Here is a 17976-nt window from a genome sequence, read left to right as displayed (position 1 = left end):
TTAACTTTTCGGGCTTTCCCGGTTTTTCTTATAAAGAAAGTATAAAAATTGGGTGCCTGTCTAGCTCCGAGCGCCCAGAAACTAGGCGACTTCACGAATCGCCCTACGATAAGTCATCATCGGTTCGTAAACTCACCGTGATTCCTTTATCTCAGTTGATCCGCTCCAGTCGCTACGTTTCTAAACGGGCGCTCTGCGCTTTTCTTATACTATGAAAAACTTGACAATCAGATAAAAAGTGTAAATAATGAGGACGATTACATAAAAGTAAAACATTCTTGTATAGAGGTGGCTAACAAATGCGAGTAACAGCAAAAATGATAGCAGATGAACTAGGTTTATCTCCAGCTACAGTTGATCGAGTTTTAAATAATAGGAAAGGGGTAAGTGAAAAGACGATACAGAAAGTAAAATCTAAAGCTCACGAGTTAGGTTATCAACGGAATAGAGCAGCTAAATTCTTAGCAACGCAAAAGGTAATTAATATTGCCTTTATTCTTCCTGTATTTCCTAATTATTTTTGGGACGACTTAGATTTTGAAATTAAAGAAGGAGCCATGCTTTATTCTGAGTTCGGATTAAAAGTCGATGTCCATCGCGTACATACAGTGCCTGAAAATCAGCAAGTAGAATATTTGCAGGGAATTGTAGATTCGAAGGAATATCAAGGAATTGTGATAGCGGCACATGATACGAAACCACTTGAAAAAATTATCGATCAAGCAACAAAAGAACAGATAGCAGTGTTTACCATAAACACAGACGTACCAAATAGTCAACGTATAGCATATGTAGGTAGTGACTATTATGATGCGGGCTTTCTGGCTGGAGAGCTAATCTACTTATTTAGTAGAAGCGCACAACATATTGTATTTATAAGAGAAAAAGAAAACACCTTCCAAATGCAAAATAAAGAAAATGGATTTACTGATTATTTCGAAAAATTGAACGTAAATTATCAATTACAAAAAATTAAGTATGATACATCTGCTTATATCGAAGAGGAACAAGTAGAAAAATTGTTAAAAGATCATAAAGAATTGCTGCTGGCTGCAGATGCTATCTACGTAGCTGGTGGTTTATTAGATAAGATTATCCCAAATATAGAGAAATGGGAGAAAAAGCCTGTCATCATCGGTCATGATATTAACGAAACTATTTATCATGCGTTTCAAAAGGATCTTATCACTGCTTCAATCTGTCAAGATCCGGTAGCACAAGCTAACTTTTCATTGAAAAAAATAATGAACTACTTTTTAGATGATAATATCAACGATATCAGTTCATATATTGTCAAACCTGAAATCGTAACGAAGGCTAATGCAAAATATTATATCAATAATGAAAATAATTTAATTAATAAACAGGAAAATGATTGACGTACATCATTTTCTGATATATCATATTAATAAATAGATGAGTTACCTAAAGATGAATGCGCTTTTACATTGCGTGCTTCATCTACTTTTTCACCTTGAAATGATGTACGTACATCATCGCGAATCATTGGAAGGTGAAAGTTGTAACAGGTACTAATTCTATCAACTATTGATATCAAATCTAAGGAGGTCAATGATGAAATTTAGATTAGTTTTTATTTCGTTCATAATGTTAGCTTCTATGAGTTTAATTGTTGCGTGTAGTTCAAATGAAAGCGGTGACAATGGAGAGTCATCAGGTCAAGGGGATGAAGTAGTTGTTGATTTGTTTAATATAAAAGTAGAAACAACGGATCAACTAAATAACTTAATCGATATTTATGAGAGTGAAAATGAAAATGTAAAAATTAATGTAACAACAGTTGGTGGTGGGCAAGATGCTCCATCGGCATTACAAGCTAAGTTTTCTTCTGGTGAAGCACCATCGATCTTTTTATTAGGTGGTCTGTCGGATGTCGAAAAATATAGTGAATATTTGTTAGATGTATCAGATATGGAGAGTGCTAAAACAGCTATTGACGGAACTTTAGAGGGGGCTTCTATGGATGGTACACCATATGGCATTCCTTTAAATATTGAAGGATACGGTTGGATGATTAACAAAGATATCTTTGAAAGAGCAGGGGTAGATCCGTCAACGATTGATAGTTACGACAAATTTGTGGAAGCAGTAGAAACTATTGATTCTCAAAAAGAAGAATTAGGGATAGATTCGGTATTTGCCTTTAGTGCAAAAGAAGACTGGGTCGTAAGTCAATTCTCAAGTCACTTTACGGCTCCGGAATTTGGTAATGATGTTAAGACTGCTTTCGAATCAGATGAACTGAATTTTGAATATGGTGAACGTATGAAAGAATATACGGATTTATTTAACCAGTATAACTATCAACCTATTCTATCATTAGACTACAGTACGTCAGTAGAAGAATTATTTGCAAATGATAGAGCAGCGATTATTCACCAAGGTAACTGGATCGTTCCAACATTAAATAGTATGGACGAAAGTTTTGCACAAGAAAAACTTGGCATTCTTCCTCTCTTTGTTTCTTCCGATACCGAAGGGAAAATTGTTGCCGGTCCGTCATGGTATTGGGGAATTAATAAAGAGAAAGATGAAGCAGTAGTAGAAGAGTCTAAGAAATTTATTGATTGGATGTATACTTCTGACAAAGGAAAAGAATTAATTGTTGAAGACTTTAAATATGTTCCTTCCCATGAAGGTTATGATACCGATTCCATTTCAGATCCAGTATCTGCCGAAGTATATCAGTATTTATTAGATGGAAAAGGGAAAATTTGGGCGAATAACCAGTATCCTGATGGCTTTTTCTCTGAAGCGTTACACCCAGAGTTTCAAAAATATTTAGGTGAACAACAAAGCTGGGAAGAATTTGAGGAAGCAACTAGCAATGCATTTTCAGAAATGCGTTAAAGATCCCCAAGAAAGATGGAGCAAAAACATATTTTTGCTCCATCATACACATGGTTTAAAGGAGTGGGAAGATTGAATTTTAAAAACCGCACATACTGGTTGTTCTTATTACCAACTCTGCTAGCCTTATTACTCGTGTTAATCATACCTTTCTTTCAAGGTGTTTATTATTCATTCACGGAATACGATGGCTTTCAAGTAACATCATTTGTAGGTTTTGATAATTATATCAAGTTATTCTCAGATGATCAGTTTCTTTATAGCTTAGGATTTACTGCAGCTTTTTCAGCTGCTTCTGTGATCGGAATTAATGTATTAGGATTATCTTTTGCTTTATTAGTTACACAAAAATTAGGGAAAGTAAGTACATTATTTCGAACGATTTATTTTATGCCAAACTTAATTGGTGGGATTATTTTAGGTTTTATCTGGCAATTCGTCTTTTTAAAAGCTTTTACAGGAATTGCAGATGTGACTGGTATCGAGTTTTTTAGAGGTTGGCTGTCTGACACAGAAACGGGCTTTTGGGGATTGGTAATCCTGTTTGTATGGCAAATGAGTGGTTATATCATGGTTATTTATATATCCTTTTTGAATAATGTTCCAAAAGAACTGCTAGAAGCAGCAACGATAGATGGAGCAAATAAATGGCAAAGTTTTTGGAAGGTTAAGTTTCCACTTATTATTCCTGCGTTTACGGTAAGTTTATTTTTAACATTATCAAATGCTTTTAAAGTATATGACCAAAACATGGCCTTAACAAATGGAGGACCATTTGGATCAACAGAGATGGCTACCATGAATATTTATGATACGGCATTTAAAGTGCAAGATATGGGATATGCTCAGTCAAAAGCGATTGTCTTTTTAATCATCATCACTTTAATATCTGTTATCCAACTTTATATTACTCGTAAAAAGGAGACAGAACTATGAGAAACAAAGAACGTACACATAAGTATACGATGATGTTTATAGGTGCTGTTGTCTCTTTATTGTGGATATATCCTTTCTATCTAGTATTCATTAATTCGATTAAAACAAAATCAGATATTTTCGAAAGTACTTTAGGACTTCCAGGAACACCAACATTGGAAAATTATCCAACAGCTTTTGCCGAATTAGATTTCCTGTTGACGTTTTTTAATTCCGTTGTAGTAACGGGTGGAAGTATCTTGATCATTGTCATTTGTACTTCGATGGCAGCGTATGCATTATCTCGCAAACCAGGAAAAACTAGTTCAGCTATTTACTTTTTGTTTGCTATTTGTATGCTGATTCCTTTTCAGTCTATTATGATTCCTTTAGTTTCGCTATTTGGTGCAGTAGATTTATTAAATCGAACTGGTTTAGCCATTATGTATCTAGGGTTAGGGTCTAGTCTAGCGGTTTTCTTATACGTAGGTGCAATGAAAGGGATTCCGAAAGCATTAGATGAGGCGGCGATTATTGATGGTTGTAATAGATTTCAAGTTTATTGGTACATCATGTTGCCCATGTTAAAGTCAACGACGGTAACGGTTATTGTTCTGAATGCGATCTGGTTCTGGAATGATTACTTACTTCCATCACTTGTGATCAACAAAGAAGGCATGTACACCATCCCGTTAAAAACGTTTTATTTCTTTGGTGAATATTCCACACAATGGCATCTTGCCTTAGCAGCTTTAGTTATTGCGATGATTCCGATTATTGTTTTATATATGTTCCTACAAAGATATATTATTGATGGTATTTCTGAAGGCGCAGTTAAATAATTTAATACAGGAGGGAAAAATATGAAGTTTACAGACGGTAATTGGTTAGTAAGAGAGGGGTATGAAATACATTTTCCAAAATTAATTCATGAGGTGGAAGAGATAGATGGTTCGGTAACCTTATATGCACCATGTAAATATCTCAATCATCGTGGGGACACTTTAGATGGACCATTGTTAACAATTAAAATTTCATCCCCCGTTGATGAAGTGATTCGTGTTGAAACATGGCATTTTAAAGGTGGCAAAGCGAAATATCCGAACTTTGATATTAGTGACCAACACAATTCGATAGCGTTAGAAGAGAATGAAGAGTATGTTTCTTTCACGAGTGGAACTCTTCGCTTACAAATATCAAAACAAAATTTTGCATTATCATTTGAAAATGCTAATGGTAGATTAACAGATGCTGATGGAAAAGGGCTAGCATGGATTGATGGACCGGCAAATAAAACATATATGCGTGGTCAATTACGCCTTGGAGTAGGAGAACATCTTTATGGTTTAGGTGAACGTTTTACGCCATTTGTAAAAAACGGTCAATCAATTGATATTTGGAACAAAGATGGTGGTACAAGCTCTGAACAATCATATAAAAATATTCCTTTTTATTTAAGTAGTAAAGGATATGGTGTTTTTGTCAATCACCCTGAAGAAGTGAGCTATGAGTTAGGCTCTGAAACGGTATCTCGCGCTCAGTTTAGTGTGGAAGGAGAATATTTAGATTATTACTTTATTAATGGTCCTTCACCAAAAGAAGTAGTCAGTCGTTATACAGAATTAACAGGAAAACCTGCTTTGCCTCCTGCATGGTCATTTGGATTATGGTTATCCACTTCTTTTACGACAGACTATAATGAGGAAACGGTTAATCATTTTGTTGATGGCATGGCAGAACGTGGTATCCCACTAAGTGTCTTTCATTTTGACTGTTTTTGGATGAAAGAATTCGAGTGGAGTAACTTTATTTGGGATCGTCGTAATTTCCCAGATCCAGAAGGCATGTTAAAGCGACTGAAAGACAAAGGACTGAAAATTTGTGTTTGGATCAATCCATATATTGCACAGAAGTCAGTACTTTTTGATGAAGGAATGGAAAAAGGTTATTTATTAAAGAAGCCAAACGGTGATGTATGGCAATGGGATTTATGGCAAGCGGGTATGGGAATTGTGGATTTTACGAACCCAGATGCATGCAAATGGTTCCAAGACAAGCTAAAGGAATTATTGGATATGGGTGTAGATTCCTTTAAAACAGACTTTGGTGAACGAATCCCGACGGATGTCGTGTACCATGATGGATCAGATCCGCAGAAAATGCACAACTACTATGCTTATCTATACAACAAAGTAGTGTTTGATTTACTGAAAGATGTAAAAGGTGAAGAGGAAGCTGTTGTATTTGCGCGATCAGCCACTACAGGTGGGCAACAATTCCCGGTACACTGGGGTGGTGACTGTGATTCCACATATGATGCGATGGCCGAAAGTTTACGTGGCGGTTTATCATTAACAACTTCAGGCTTTGGTTACTGGAGTCATGATATCGGCGGTTTTGAAAATACTGCGACTCCGGATGTATTCAAACGTTGGACAGCATTCGGCTTACTTTCAAGCCATAGCCGTTTTCACGGTAGCTCTTCCTATCGTGTACCATGGAACTTTGATGACGAAGCTGTAGATGTTGCGCGTCACTTTACTAAGTTAAAAAATAGTTTAATGCCTTATCTTTATGGGCAAGCAGTGGAAAATAGTAAAACAGGCGTCCCTGTTATGCGTTCGATGTTGTTAGAATTCCCAGATGATCCACTATGTGAAACATTAGATCGTCAATATATGTTGGGAGATTCCATACTTGTAGCACCAATCTTTAATGAGGAAGGAATCGGCTCATTCTACTTGCCTGAAGGTAGATGGACACACCTTTTAACTGGAGAAGTAGTGAATGGTGGTACATGGATAAAAGAACATTACGATTACTTTAGCCTGCCGCTTTTTGTAAAGTCGAATACCATTTTACCGGTAGGAACAAGTGAAGAGAATCCCGTCTATGATTATACCGATGGTGTAACCTTTAAAATCTATCAGTTATCAAACAAACAAAAAGCGGAACGCACACTTGTTAACGCAAAAGGTGAAGAGATTGGGGCAATTGTAGCAGAACGAAATGCTAATAAGATTCAAGTACAGACAACCGGTGTCGAGCAAGCCTATCATATTGAAATTGTCGGCCATAAGAAAGTATCCGTAAACGCTGGAAAACAAAACGTTACAATTGAAATATAATGCAGAGTATTCGCGAGATATTTACACTTATCTCGCGAATACTAAATTCTAGTATTCTCTGAATGAATCCGTTATCATGGAGTGGTGAAGGGGTGAGTTTATGTCTACAAAACATCACATTATAGTTGCAGGATGTGGCGGTATGGCAAATGTTTGGTTGGACTACGTGGAACAACGTGAAAATGCCTCAATAGTAGGGTTGGTCGACCTCAATAAGGAAGCAGCTCAGAAAAAGGCTGATCAACGAAACTTACACGTACCTATTTTTACAGATATAGCAACAGCCATAAAAGAAACAGGAGCCAATCTCGTCTTCGATGTGACCATTCCAGCTGCTCATAAACAAGTTGTTACAACAGCACTTGAAGCTGGTTGTCATGTATTCGGTGAAAAACCGATGGCGGAATCTTTAAACGATGCTCTGGAAGTGAAAAAAATTGCAGAACGGACAGGCAAAACATATAGTGTCATGCAAAATCGACGGTATCTCAAAGAAATAAGATCCCTTCGCCATTTCTTGGAAAGTGATGGATTAGGAAAAGTTCATACATTAAACGTTGATTTCTACTTAGGCCCTCATTTTGGCGGATTTCGTGAGCAAATGGATCATCCGTTAATTGTCGATATGGCAATACATACATTTGATCAGGCGAGATATATTTCAAATAGCAATGCTGTCTCCGTCTATTGTCATGAATTCAATCCAACGGGTTCATGGTATAATGGTAATGCTTCTGCTATTTGTATCTTTGAAATGGCAGATGGCACTGTTTGTACATTCCGTGGTTCCTGGGCAGCAGAAGGATTTCGCACGTCATGGAACGGAGATTGGCGAATTATCGGAACGAAAGGGACAGCTAAATGGGACGGCTTTAATCATCTTACAACCGAAATCGTCAAGAATCCAGCTGACACAGCTTTTTTTAAACAAACGGAACAAAGCACGATACCCAATAGTTGGACTGGAAAAGAGGAACATGCTGGCTGCTTAGATGAAATGTTTTCTGCTTTGGAAGAAAATCGTCAAGCAGAAACAGATTGTCATGATAATATTCATAGTATGAAAATGGTATTTGCAGCAATAGAAAGTGCAGAAAAGGGTGAGAAAGTTTACTTGTAGGTAGTGCATTAACTGGATTCATGTAAAACGAACGCAAAGACTAGTTAAATGTCCTTGCGTTCGTTTTTTTAATAAGTAAGCAAAGTATAAAATTTACGCAGATGTCTAGCTCCGAGCGCCAAAAACTAGGCGGCTTCACGAATCGTCCTACGATAAGACATCATCGGTTCACTTTTCTCAGTGATTCCTTTATCTCAGTTGATTAGCTCCAGTCGCTACGTTTTTTAGCGGGCGCTCTGCGCTTTTCTTATTGGTCGATTCACACTCTTTTTTTGTAATTTTTTAAAAGCTAATAATGCCAGGTGCATGGTAATAAGACTGGAAAGACACATAGGGAAAAATGGCAAAATCCCCGGTATACGTTCTGTCAATAATCCGATCAGCAAAGTAGTAACAAACATGGTAACCGTAAGAAATGGATTAGAGACTCCTGTTAATAGTGCGATTTTATAATAATCAAATGTTTTGTGTTCAAAGTGCACCAACACTGGAAAGATATAAAACAATAATATTAAAAAAATAAGTGTCAATGTTGCAAAAATAAAGAGCATTAAGTAATAGACAGACGGAGGAACTAAAAACAAATATTGATAATTAATATATAACATATAGGCAAGAAGAGCTATTGGCCATAACAAAAGGTTTGCTCGGACGAAGTGTATTTTATAGGCTCGCCAAAACGTTTTAAAAACAGAAATGTCACTGTTCCCTCTCAACCATTGTCTAGTTATTGTAAACATCGATGCAGTAGCTGGCGCAACACCGAATAATAAAAGACCAAATACAGTAAATAAAATCCAGAGAACATTAACATACGCGATTCTTGTTATCCATTCCATCACTGTATAAAGTTTTGTAATCAACCCATTTTGATTCATTGTATTCACCTCTACATTAGGTTTTTGATCAGCATTTTGACAAATTATCCAGAAAAAATATTGTACATTTCATAAAAACGCGTTATAATTAAACAAATTAATCGTTCACTAGTATACTAGTTATATCAGATTGTTTCCTTTATCATATCAAATAATGTATAGAGGGGCAATACATTCTATTATCTAAACTACCATACTAGTATTTCTTGTGTGCTTTACATAGCAGATTAATAGCTGGAAGTAGGAATGTTATCGCTTATTTTACTTTAGTACCAATATCTATTCCAAATAAAAAAAGTATTTGGAATACCGGTGAAAGGGGTGATGAATCTCCAGTTAATACCGAAAAAATGAAAGCGTTATACCGGATCTTGAGGTAGGGTTAATTAGGTACAATTTATTAAATTTCTCGGGAGGGTCAGCAAATGCAAAAAAAATTATTCAGTGCATTGTTTGTGTTCATTATCATTATTTTATTGGTAGGTTGTATAGAAAGTAGTGACAGCAGTAACGACTCTGAAGAAGATGGTTTAACAACTATCACGACGGTACGTACACAAGATGATGGTACCGTTTACAAAGATGGTGAAGATGTTAACGATAATGTTGTAACAAGATGGGCAGAAGAGGAATTAGGCATTAACTTTGAATACTTATGGACACGTCCAAATGATGAACAGTATAATCAACAAATTCGTTTAATGATGTCATCCAATGAGCCTTTACCAGATGTATTTCAAGTGACAGATACGCAATTAATAGCTGACTTGGTTGAGTCTGGAAAGGTTCAACCGATTGGAGAAGTGATTGACGAGCATGCTCCAGATCGCTTAAAAGAGATTTTTAATGAATTTTCTGATGCCTTTAACCAGGCTACTATTGATGGCGAAAGATACGGACTTCCAAGATTCTCTGGTGGTAACGGTACCGAATCATTAATGTGGGTACGTCAGGATTGGTTAGATAATCTTGGTCTGGAGGCGCCAGAAACATTAGAAGAATTAGAAGCAGTGATGGATGCTTTTGTAAATGAAGATCCAGATGGTAATGGTGAAGATGATACCTTTGGTTTGTTACTGTCTGCTGGTGAAGTTGGCTTTGGTAGAACGAATATTGGTGATACTAGCCCAGTATTCGGTATGTACGGTGACTATGTTCCTGGACTATGGTCAGAGGATGAAAACGGAGTTCTTGTTTACGGTTCTATTCAAGAAAGTATGAAAGATGGCTTAGTTAAGATGAAAGAATGGATGGGAGAAGGATATATTTCTCAGGAACTGGCAATCGCTCCAGCAGACCAAGCACAAGAGATCTTCGTATCCGGTAAAGCTGGTTTAGCATTCGGCCCACCATGGGCATGGGATTGGCCGTTTGGGGAAACAAAAACGAATGACCCAGATGCCGTTATCAAGCCTTATCAACTACCTAGTGGTCCAGACGGTGAAATGGGCCGTAAAGGTGAATCTTTATTAACAGGATCATTTTTGTTTAGTTCAGAATTTGATGACTGGGATAAATTTTTTGAATATTGGGATGAGACATATGGATACATTTTAAATGACTCTGAGTACTTTGAAGATGGATTATTCGAAGGTTACGACTATATTATGGTTGATGGTGAGCCTGTCTATGATCCAAACGTAATTGAAGAAGAAACTGGTGAGGAAAAAGTCGATCCGGGTCGCTATTTCTTACCGACAAACGTTCCAACTTTCCCATATAAAATGTATGGCTTATTACAGGAATTCCACGAAAATCCTGATAAAGAGCCATCTGGTGCATATGAAACCGACTTAGCACAAAGAGATCCTGAATATATCGAAGCAGCAGCTATTATCAACCGTTCCAATGACATTCGCATTGAGAACAAATTTACGGGTGCACCTACAGAAACGATGGCTGACCAATGGTCTAATCTTGAGCAACTCGAATTAGAAATTTTTGCTGATATTGTAATGGGTAACGTGGAGGTCGATGCGTTCGATGATTTTGTTGAAGAATGGAAAGAACGTGGTGGAGATCAAGTTACTGAAGAAGTAAATGAATGGTATGATCAAGTCCAAAGTGCAGAATAATTAGTGAAGCATCAGGTGTGAATTAAATATTTATCTTTATTTAATTCACACCTTCCTTCATTTATACAGATGGTAAAGGAGGATATGAGATGGAGGTTAAGAAAAAACAAAAGTGGAACATGAGGCGTAATTGGCCTTTACATATATTAATATTACCAGCCGTTATTGTAGCACTATTTTTCCAATATGCTCCGATGGGTGGTTTGATCATGGCATTTCAGGATTACAAACCATGGTTAGGCTTTTTTCAATCTGAATGGATTGGATTTGAACATTTTCATACCATCATGCAAACAGATCATGCACGTCGAGTCATATTGAATACTTTAATTATTTCGGTGTTAAAATTGATCTTCGGATTAATTGTACCGATCGCGATTGCTTTATTGTTAAATGAAGTGTACCACAATGTATTCAAAAGAACGGTACAAACGGTTATCTATTTACCGTATTTTCTTTCATGGGTAATTCTCGGTGGTATATTACTAGATTTACTATCTCCGGAAGGTGGTTTATTTAATCAGTTTATTGGGATTTTTGGTGTAGAACCAATCTTTTTCCTAGGAGATAATACGTGGTTTGTACCTACAGTGATTATAACGGATTTATGGAAAGAAACAGGCTTTAACACAATCGTCTTCTTAGCTGCCATAACAGCAGTAAATCCTAATTTATATGAAGCAGCACATATAGATGGTGCGAATCGATGGAAACAAACGTTATATATTACCTTACCAGCAATGATGCCGATTATTATAGTTGTTGGGACATTATCTCTTGGAAATATTTTAAATGCTGGTTTTGATCAGATTTTCAACCTGTACAATCCGCTAGTTTATAAAACAGGAGATATCATTGATACGTATGTTTATCGACGAGCTTTAATTGATGGTGACTTCAGTTTCGGTACAGCGGTTGGTTTATTTAAATCTGTGATCAGTTTCTTCTTGATCGTCTTAGGGTATCGACTTGCTTATAAATATGCAAACTGGAGAATTTTCTAGGAGGTAATATCATGATATATAAAACTAAAGGCTATAGAATTTTCACCGCCTTCAACTATGTTTTTTTAGCATTCCTTGCATTTATTTGTGTCTTGCCACTCATTCATATATTAGCAGTTTCATTAAGTGGCAGTGCAGCAGCTTCTGGTAACATGGTATCGTTATGGCCAGTTGATTTTACATGGGATGCTTATGACAAAACGATGGGTAACGATAATTTTATCAGATCATTACTAATTGCTATACAGCGAACCGTCCTAGGTACGATTATTTCCATGGGGTTATTATTATGTGCCGCTTATGGCCTATCCAAGTATGATGAAGAGTTTAAAGGACGTAAATGGTATATGTGGTTTTTCGTATTTACGATGTTATTCAACGGTGGTATTGTACCAACCTATATTATTGTAACAGGCTTAGGCTTGGGGGATACAATCTGGTCATTAGTGTTACCAACAGCGATCAATGCATTTAACTTAATTCTTCTATTAAACTTTTTTCGTACATCCGTACCAAAGTCGTTGGAAGAATCCGCATTTATTGATGGTGCAGGCCATTTTACGATATTCTTAAAGATATACTTACCAATTTCTATTCCGGCGATTGCAACCGTTTCCTTGTTTACAATGGTATTTCACTGGAATCAATGGTTTGACGGATTGATTTATATGACTAATGAACGAAATTATCCACTTCAAACCTTCTTACAGTCCATCGTCGTTAAGAAAGATTTAAGTAATGTGACGGATGCTCAGGAATTGAAGAACATGTCTCAACGTACAGTAGAGTCAGCGCAAATTTTTATTTCAGCATTACCTATGTTAGTTGTCTACCCGTTTATCCAGAAATATTTTGTGAAAGGTATCGTTTTAGGAGCGGAAAAAGAATGATTAATATTTTTAGGCAACCTTACTTTATGGAAGTTATTAATTTTTAATAGATAGGAGAGATTTCATGTTAAAAGTAGCGATCATTGGTACAGGAGCAATATGTCCATCTCATGTAAAGAGTTATCTACAATTTCCTAGTCAGTGTAAGATTGTTGCATTATGTGATATTTATCCAGAAAAAGCGGAAAAAATAAAACAAGACTTCAACTTAGATGCGCATGTATTTGACAATTATCAGGATCTGATTGACAAGGAAGAGGTCGATCTAATCTCTATTTGTACACCACCATATACTCATGCAGATATTGCGATTAACAGTTTGGACGCTGGAAAACATGTACTGGTTGAGAAACCGATGGCATCTTCCCTAGAAGAATGTGATGCAATGGTTGAAGCCGGCAAACGGAATAACAAAATTTTATCGGTTGTCGCTCAAAATCGATTTACTACACCAATGATGAAATTGAAGCATGTACTCGAAACAGAATTAATGGGCCCCATTCTCCATACACAAGTTGATTCTTACTGGTGGAGAGGACACAGCTATTATGATTTATGGTGGCGAGGTACTTGGGAAAAAGAAGGCGGCGGCTGTACATTAAATCATGCCGTACATCATATTGATATTTTCCAATGGATGAGAGGCATGCCATCCGAAATAACGGCAGTAACAAGTAATACAGCTCATGACAATGCTGAAGTAGAGGACATTTCTATTGCAATTGGTCGTTATCAGAATGGGAGCTTAGCGCAAATCACTAGCTCTGTTGTTCATCACGGAGAAGAGCAGCAGTTGATCTTCCAAGGTAAGAAAGCACGTGTCTCCGTACCATGGAAGGTAAAGGCGTCAACTTCAAAGGAAAATGGCTTTCCGAATGATGATCCCGAACTCGAGCAGTTATTGACGGAAGCATTTAACAGTCAGCCAGATTTAGAGTATGAAGGACATCCCGGTCAGATCGAAAATGTACTTGATGCGATTATAGAAAATAAACCGGTATTGGTTGATGGCATACAAGGACGTCAAACTTTAGAGTTGATTACAGCAATCTATGAATCTGCCAACTACCAACGTACAGTGACATTACCATTAACGAAAGAGAGTCCTTTTTACACGAGAGAAGGTATTTTACAAAATGCGAAACACTTCTATGAAAAAGGAGCATCGGTAGAGAATTTCTCTGATACGGAAATTACAACTGGTGGTAAGTACGAATAGATTTTGTAAGGAGGTTACTATGGTTAACAAAAAAGATGGTATGAATTATGCGCCAGAAGGAAAATCCAATAAAGTAGTTGATGTTGGGGAATTTCGAATTGCTGCAATTGGTTTAGATCATGGTCATATTTATGGAATGTGTAATGGTCTGATTGAAGCGGGAGCAGATTTAGAATATGTCTATGATCCTGATCCAAAGAAGGTTGAAGCATTTTGTAACAAATTCCCTCAAGTAAAAACTGTTGATAACGAAGATATTATCTATAATGATGATTCGATACATTTAATTGCATGTGCAAGTATCCCGGTAAGTCGTTATGAGATAGGGGAAAAAGCATTACATCACGGTAAACATTTTTTTGCGGATAAGCCCGCCTTCATTAAGCAGGAACAAGTAAAAAAAGCTCGTCGATTAGTGGAAGAAACTGGTTTGAAGTGGGGCGTTTACTATAGTGAAAGATTACATGTAGAAAGTGCCATTTATGCAGGTCAGTTAATTGAACAGGGAGAAATTGGCCGGGTGATTCAAGTAATTGGAACTGGTCCACACCGAGCAAATGCTGCCAATCGTCCGGACTGGTTTTTTGATCCGGAATACTACGGAGGTATTCTCTGTGATATTGGTAGCCATCAAATTGAGCAGTTCCTTCACTTTGCAGGTGCGAAGGATGCTAAAGTCTTACACAGTAAAGTTGCCAATTATCATTATAAAGACCATCCAGACTTTGAAGATTTTGGTGATGCAACACTAGTAGCAGATAATGGTGCAACCTTCTATTTCAGAGTAGACTGGTTTACACCTGATGGTCTAGGTACATGGGGAGATGGAAGAGCTTTTATTTTAGGAACAGGAGGCTATATTGAGATTAGGAAGTATATTGATATTGCTAATCATAATACCTCCAATCACCTGTATCTAGTCAATGATAAAGAAGAAAAACATTTCGAGTTATCTGGAAAAGTAGGATTTCCATATTTCGGAGCATTTATTTTGGATTGTTTAAATAACACAGAAAATGCTATGACACAGGAACACGCTTTTAGAGTAGCGGAATTATCTATTGAAGCACAAGAAAAAGCAATGAAAATTGAATAGATGTTTATTAAAAAAGACATTCACTAAAGTTGGTGGATGTCTTTTTTTTTCTAAGATAAGAAGGTATGAATTTTGCGCAGATGTCTAGCTCCGAGCGCCCAGAAACTAGGCGACTTCACGAATTGCCCTACGATAAGTCATCATCGGTTCGTAAACTCACCGTGATTCCTTTATCTCAGTTAATTCGTTCCAGTCGCTACGTTTCTAATCGGGCGCTCTGCGCTTTTCTTAGGAGAATCTTCTTTTATTACAACTTCCATTTTATTCAAAATAGAAAGTTTGAATTCCCGGAATTATTTTTGAATTCAAGAATATTAATTATACTAAGATATTAAAATGCTACCATGCAAGGATGAAGAAATTTATATATTTTAAGTAAATGGATTGGAGCGTGAAAAATGTACAAAAAAGGGATGTTCTTTTTACTAACAATCGTACTAGTGGTTTAAGGAGATATACAGATATTACACGTGATCAAAAACAAGTTGAATCTCAATAAAATGTAAGCGTTATCCTTCATTGTGTATTATCTGAACCAATCAATAGATCGATCTTAAGTTTTTACTGGTGGTTTCATTAAAGGTAGCTTCATATTTCTTTAACATAAAAAAAGGAGTTAAAGCCTTTATGCATAAGGATAGAACACATGTACAATTATCAGCTAGGGATAAAATGTATGAACATATCAAAAATCGAATAATTAATTTAGATTACGAGCCAGGAGAAAAAATTTCTGAGAAAGATGTTGCTCTGCATTATAACGTAAGCAAAACACCTGTAAGAGAAGCATTTTTAAAGCTTGCTGAAGAAGAATTGATAAAAATTTATCCGCAAAGGTATACAGCAGTTTCCAAAATCGACTTGGATCTAGTCGAGGAAGGGAGGTTTTTAAGGGAGAACATTGAATGCGCGATAGTGAAAGAGGCATGTAACAAATTAAATGATGACTATTTCATGCATTTTGAACTAAATCTTAAATTACAACAGTTTTGTATAGAGAAAGGTTCCTATCAAGAACTCTTTGGCTTAGATGAAGAGTTTCATCGATTGCTATTTGAAATGTGCAATAAATTAAGAATATGGAAATTGATGAGATCAATGAACAGCCATTTTGATAGATTGAGAGTATTAAGATTAGCATCTAATCATGATTGGAAAATATTATTTGATCAACACACTAGAATTTTTGATAATATATCCAGTGGTCAACCAGAGAAGGCTGAAAAAGTTATGCTTGATCATCTTAATTTAGTTCATTTTGAAACGAAAGAATTGAAAGAGCAATATTTGGATTATTTTGAATAGAATCGATACCTGTTATGAAAGTTTATTGCAACAGGCTGCAATTGCAAGCTCCAATTACTTAGGGTACATTTGCCAACTATAATTTTAATTTGGAGGCTTTATTATGAAAAGAATGATTCAAATGTTATCTGGTATATTGTTTTTCGTTGTGTTAATTGGTTGTCAAGGTTTGAATGAAAGTGAAACAGGTGAAAAAGAAGGATCGGATGATATCGTAAACTTAAGGGTACTACACAGTTTTACAGGTTCTCAACCGCAAGCACCAGTAATGGAACCAGCTTTTGAAGAATTTGATGAAGAACATGGTGATATTGAACTAAATATTCAAACAGCAGCAGGTAACGATATTTTGGAACAGCTCAGAACGGAAATGGCAGCAGAAGATCCACCAGATGTTTTTACCCATTGGGGAATGAGAAGAACTGAAAACTATATAAAAAATGGTGTAATACCTGATATTAGTGACATGATCGAATCTGATCAAGATTTAGATGGACTCTATATGGATGGAGCATTTGGACCTGTTACTTATCAAGGAGGCATCTATGGGTTACCATTTCAGGGTTATAGTTACTATCTAATGATAAATAAAGATCTGTTTGAAGAACATGGAGTAGATATTCCGACGAATTATGAAGAATTGAAGAAAGCAGTTATACAATTCACGGACGTTGGTTTGATTCCGTTTGCTGCCAATAATCATAGTGCAAGATATATGTTATTAACATGGTTTGCACAAAAACAAACTACCGAAGATTTAAGAAGTTATGCAACTGCAGAACAAGAATTTGGGGAAGATTTATTGCTGGCAGCAGAAAAAGCACTGGAACTAGCAGAATTAGGCGCATTTCCTGAAGGTTATATGAATTTGGAAACGGCCCAATCCTTAGAAATTTTCCATGCAGAACAAGCACCGATGTTTTATCAACATAGTTGGACAGTCGGCTCGATCGATGAAGAATTATTAGATTCATATGAAATTATTCCGTTTCCTCTAGGTGATGAGCAATCAGAACCTACTGTATTAGCGGGGACAGGACATTTTATCTATATGAGTCAACGAGCTTATGATGATCCTGATAAACGAGAAGCTGCATGGAAATTAATGAAAAAAATTGCTGGTCCTGATGTTGCAAAAGGATTTGTCGAGGATATTGCGAACAATACGGCATTAAACGTTGAATATGATGAGGAAAACGTTAATCCGATACTAAATCAAATCTTAGATGATATGGATAATGCTGAAAAGCTTTTACCTTCATACGAAGAAGAATTGTTTGCATCTGCAGTCGAAGGAGAATATTGGCCATTAACGGATGCTTTATTGTTAGGAGATATTACCCCTCAAGAATATGTGGATCAGATGAATGACATCGTAAGTGAACATCCAAATGTACAGTTTGAATAAATATCATTTCTCCAGGGGATAGAAGGAAAACACTTTTATCCCCTGTCAAAATAAAAGGGGTGGTTTA

The 17976-nt window shown here is 36.4% G+C and carries 14 protein-coding genes; 13 read left to right on the top strand and 1 reads right to left on the bottom strand.

What is annotated here, in order from left to right; translation table 11 throughout:
- The first annotated feature begins 299 nt into the window (after positions 1-299).
- The 6 genes from D569_RS0103970 to D569_RS0103940 all read left to right on the top strand — a co-directional run bounded on the left by D569_RS0103970 (position 300) and on the right by D569_RS0103940 (position 8034).
- Positions 300-1379: a LacI family DNA-binding transcriptional regulator gene (locus tag D569_RS0103970; protein WP_018931106.1), complete on the top strand. Its 1080-nt coding sequence runs from the start codon at positions 300-302 to the stop codon at positions 1377-1379.
- A 193-nt stretch (positions 1380-1572) separates the two neighbouring features.
- On the top strand, positions 1573-2871 hold the full coding sequence (locus D569_RS0103965) for an ABC transporter substrate-binding protein (protein WP_026287206.1): 1299 nt from the start codon (positions 1573-1575) through the stop codon (positions 2869-2871).
- 72 nt (positions 2872-2943) lie between these two features.
- Complete coding sequence (locus tag D569_RS0103955) at positions 2944-3807, top strand: carbohydrate ABC transporter permease (protein ID WP_018931103.1); 864 nt, start codon at positions 2944-2946, stop codon at positions 3805-3807.
- A complete protein-coding gene (locus D569_RS0103950; protein WP_018931102.1) occupies positions 3804-4628 on the top strand; it encodes a carbohydrate ABC transporter permease in 825 nt (274 codons plus the stop codon). Before D569_RS0103955 ends, D569_RS0103950 begins: the two co-directional genes overlap by 4 nt.
- Positions 4629-4649: 21 nt before the next feature.
- Positions 4650-6914 carry an alpha-xylosidase gene (gene yicI, locus D569_RS22470; protein WP_018931101.1) on the top strand — a complete coding sequence of 755 codons (2265 nt, stop codon included), beginning with the start codon at positions 4650-4652 and terminating at the stop codon, positions 6912-6914.
- 100 nt (positions 6915-7014) lie between these two features.
- Positions 7015-8034 (top strand): Gfo/Idh/MocA family protein, encoded by a 1020-nt coding sequence (locus D569_RS0103940; protein ID WP_018931100.1) that lies wholly within the window; start codon positions 7015-7017, stop codon positions 8032-8034.
- Between the two features lie 224 nt (positions 8035-8258).
- Here D569_RS0103940 and D569_RS0103935 read toward each other — a convergent pair whose 3' ends face one another.
- Entirely contained in the window at positions 8259-8912 is a 654-nt protein-coding gene (locus D569_RS0103935; RefSeq protein WP_018931099.1) for a YesL family protein, read from the bottom strand.
- Positions 8913-9337: 425 nt separating this feature from the next.
- Between D569_RS0103935 and D569_RS0103930 the strand changes: the two genes are divergently transcribed.
- The 7 genes from D569_RS0103930 (at position 9338) to D569_RS0103900 (ending at position 17909) form a co-directional block, all read left to right on the top strand.
- Positions 9338-10987 carry an extracellular solute-binding protein gene (locus D569_RS0103930; RefSeq protein ID WP_018931098.1) on the top strand — a complete coding sequence of 550 codons (1650 nt, stop codon included), beginning with the start codon at positions 9338-9340 and terminating at the stop codon, positions 10985-10987.
- Between the two features lie 89 nt (positions 10988-11076).
- Positions 11077-11991 carry an ABC transporter permease gene (locus D569_RS0103925; RefSeq protein WP_018931097.1) on the top strand — a complete coding sequence of 305 codons (915 nt, stop codon included), beginning with the start codon at positions 11077-11079 and terminating at the stop codon, positions 11989-11991.
- Between the two features lie 11 nt (positions 11992-12002).
- Positions 12003-12881, top strand: coding sequence for a carbohydrate ABC transporter permease (locus tag D569_RS0103920; RefSeq protein WP_018931096.1), 879 nt, complete (start codon positions 12003-12005; stop codon positions 12879-12881).
- 64 nt (positions 12882-12945) lie between these two features.
- Positions 12946-14100: a Gfo/Idh/MocA family protein gene (locus D569_RS0103915; protein WP_018931095.1), complete on the top strand. Its 1155-nt coding sequence runs from the start codon at positions 12946-12948 to the stop codon at positions 14098-14100.
- Between the two features lie 19 nt (positions 14101-14119).
- Positions 14120-15196 (top strand): Gfo/Idh/MocA family protein, encoded by a 1077-nt coding sequence (locus D569_RS0103910; RefSeq protein WP_018931094.1) that lies wholly within the window; start codon positions 14120-14122, stop codon positions 15194-15196.
- A 627-nt stretch (positions 15197-15823) separates the two neighbouring features.
- Positions 15824-16501 carry a GntR family transcriptional regulator gene (locus D569_RS0103905; RefSeq protein WP_018931093.1) on the top strand — a complete coding sequence of 226 codons (678 nt, stop codon included), beginning with the start codon at positions 15824-15826 and terminating at the stop codon, positions 16499-16501.
- Positions 16502-16604: 103 nt separating this feature from the next.
- Positions 16605-17909 (top strand): ABC transporter substrate-binding protein, encoded by a 1305-nt coding sequence (locus tag D569_RS0103900; RefSeq protein ID WP_018931092.1) that lies wholly within the window; start codon positions 16605-16607, stop codon positions 17907-17909.
- Positions 17910-17976 lie beyond the last annotated feature (67 nt).

The organism is Gracilibacillus lacisalsi DSM 19029 (assembly GCF_000377765.1).
Classification (GTDB): Bacteria; Bacillota; Bacilli; order Bacillales; family Amphibacillaceae; genus Gracilibacillus; species Gracilibacillus lacisalsi.
The sequence above is the reverse complement of the archived record's forward strand: the minus strand, read 5'-3'. Positions and strand labels throughout refer to the sequence as shown.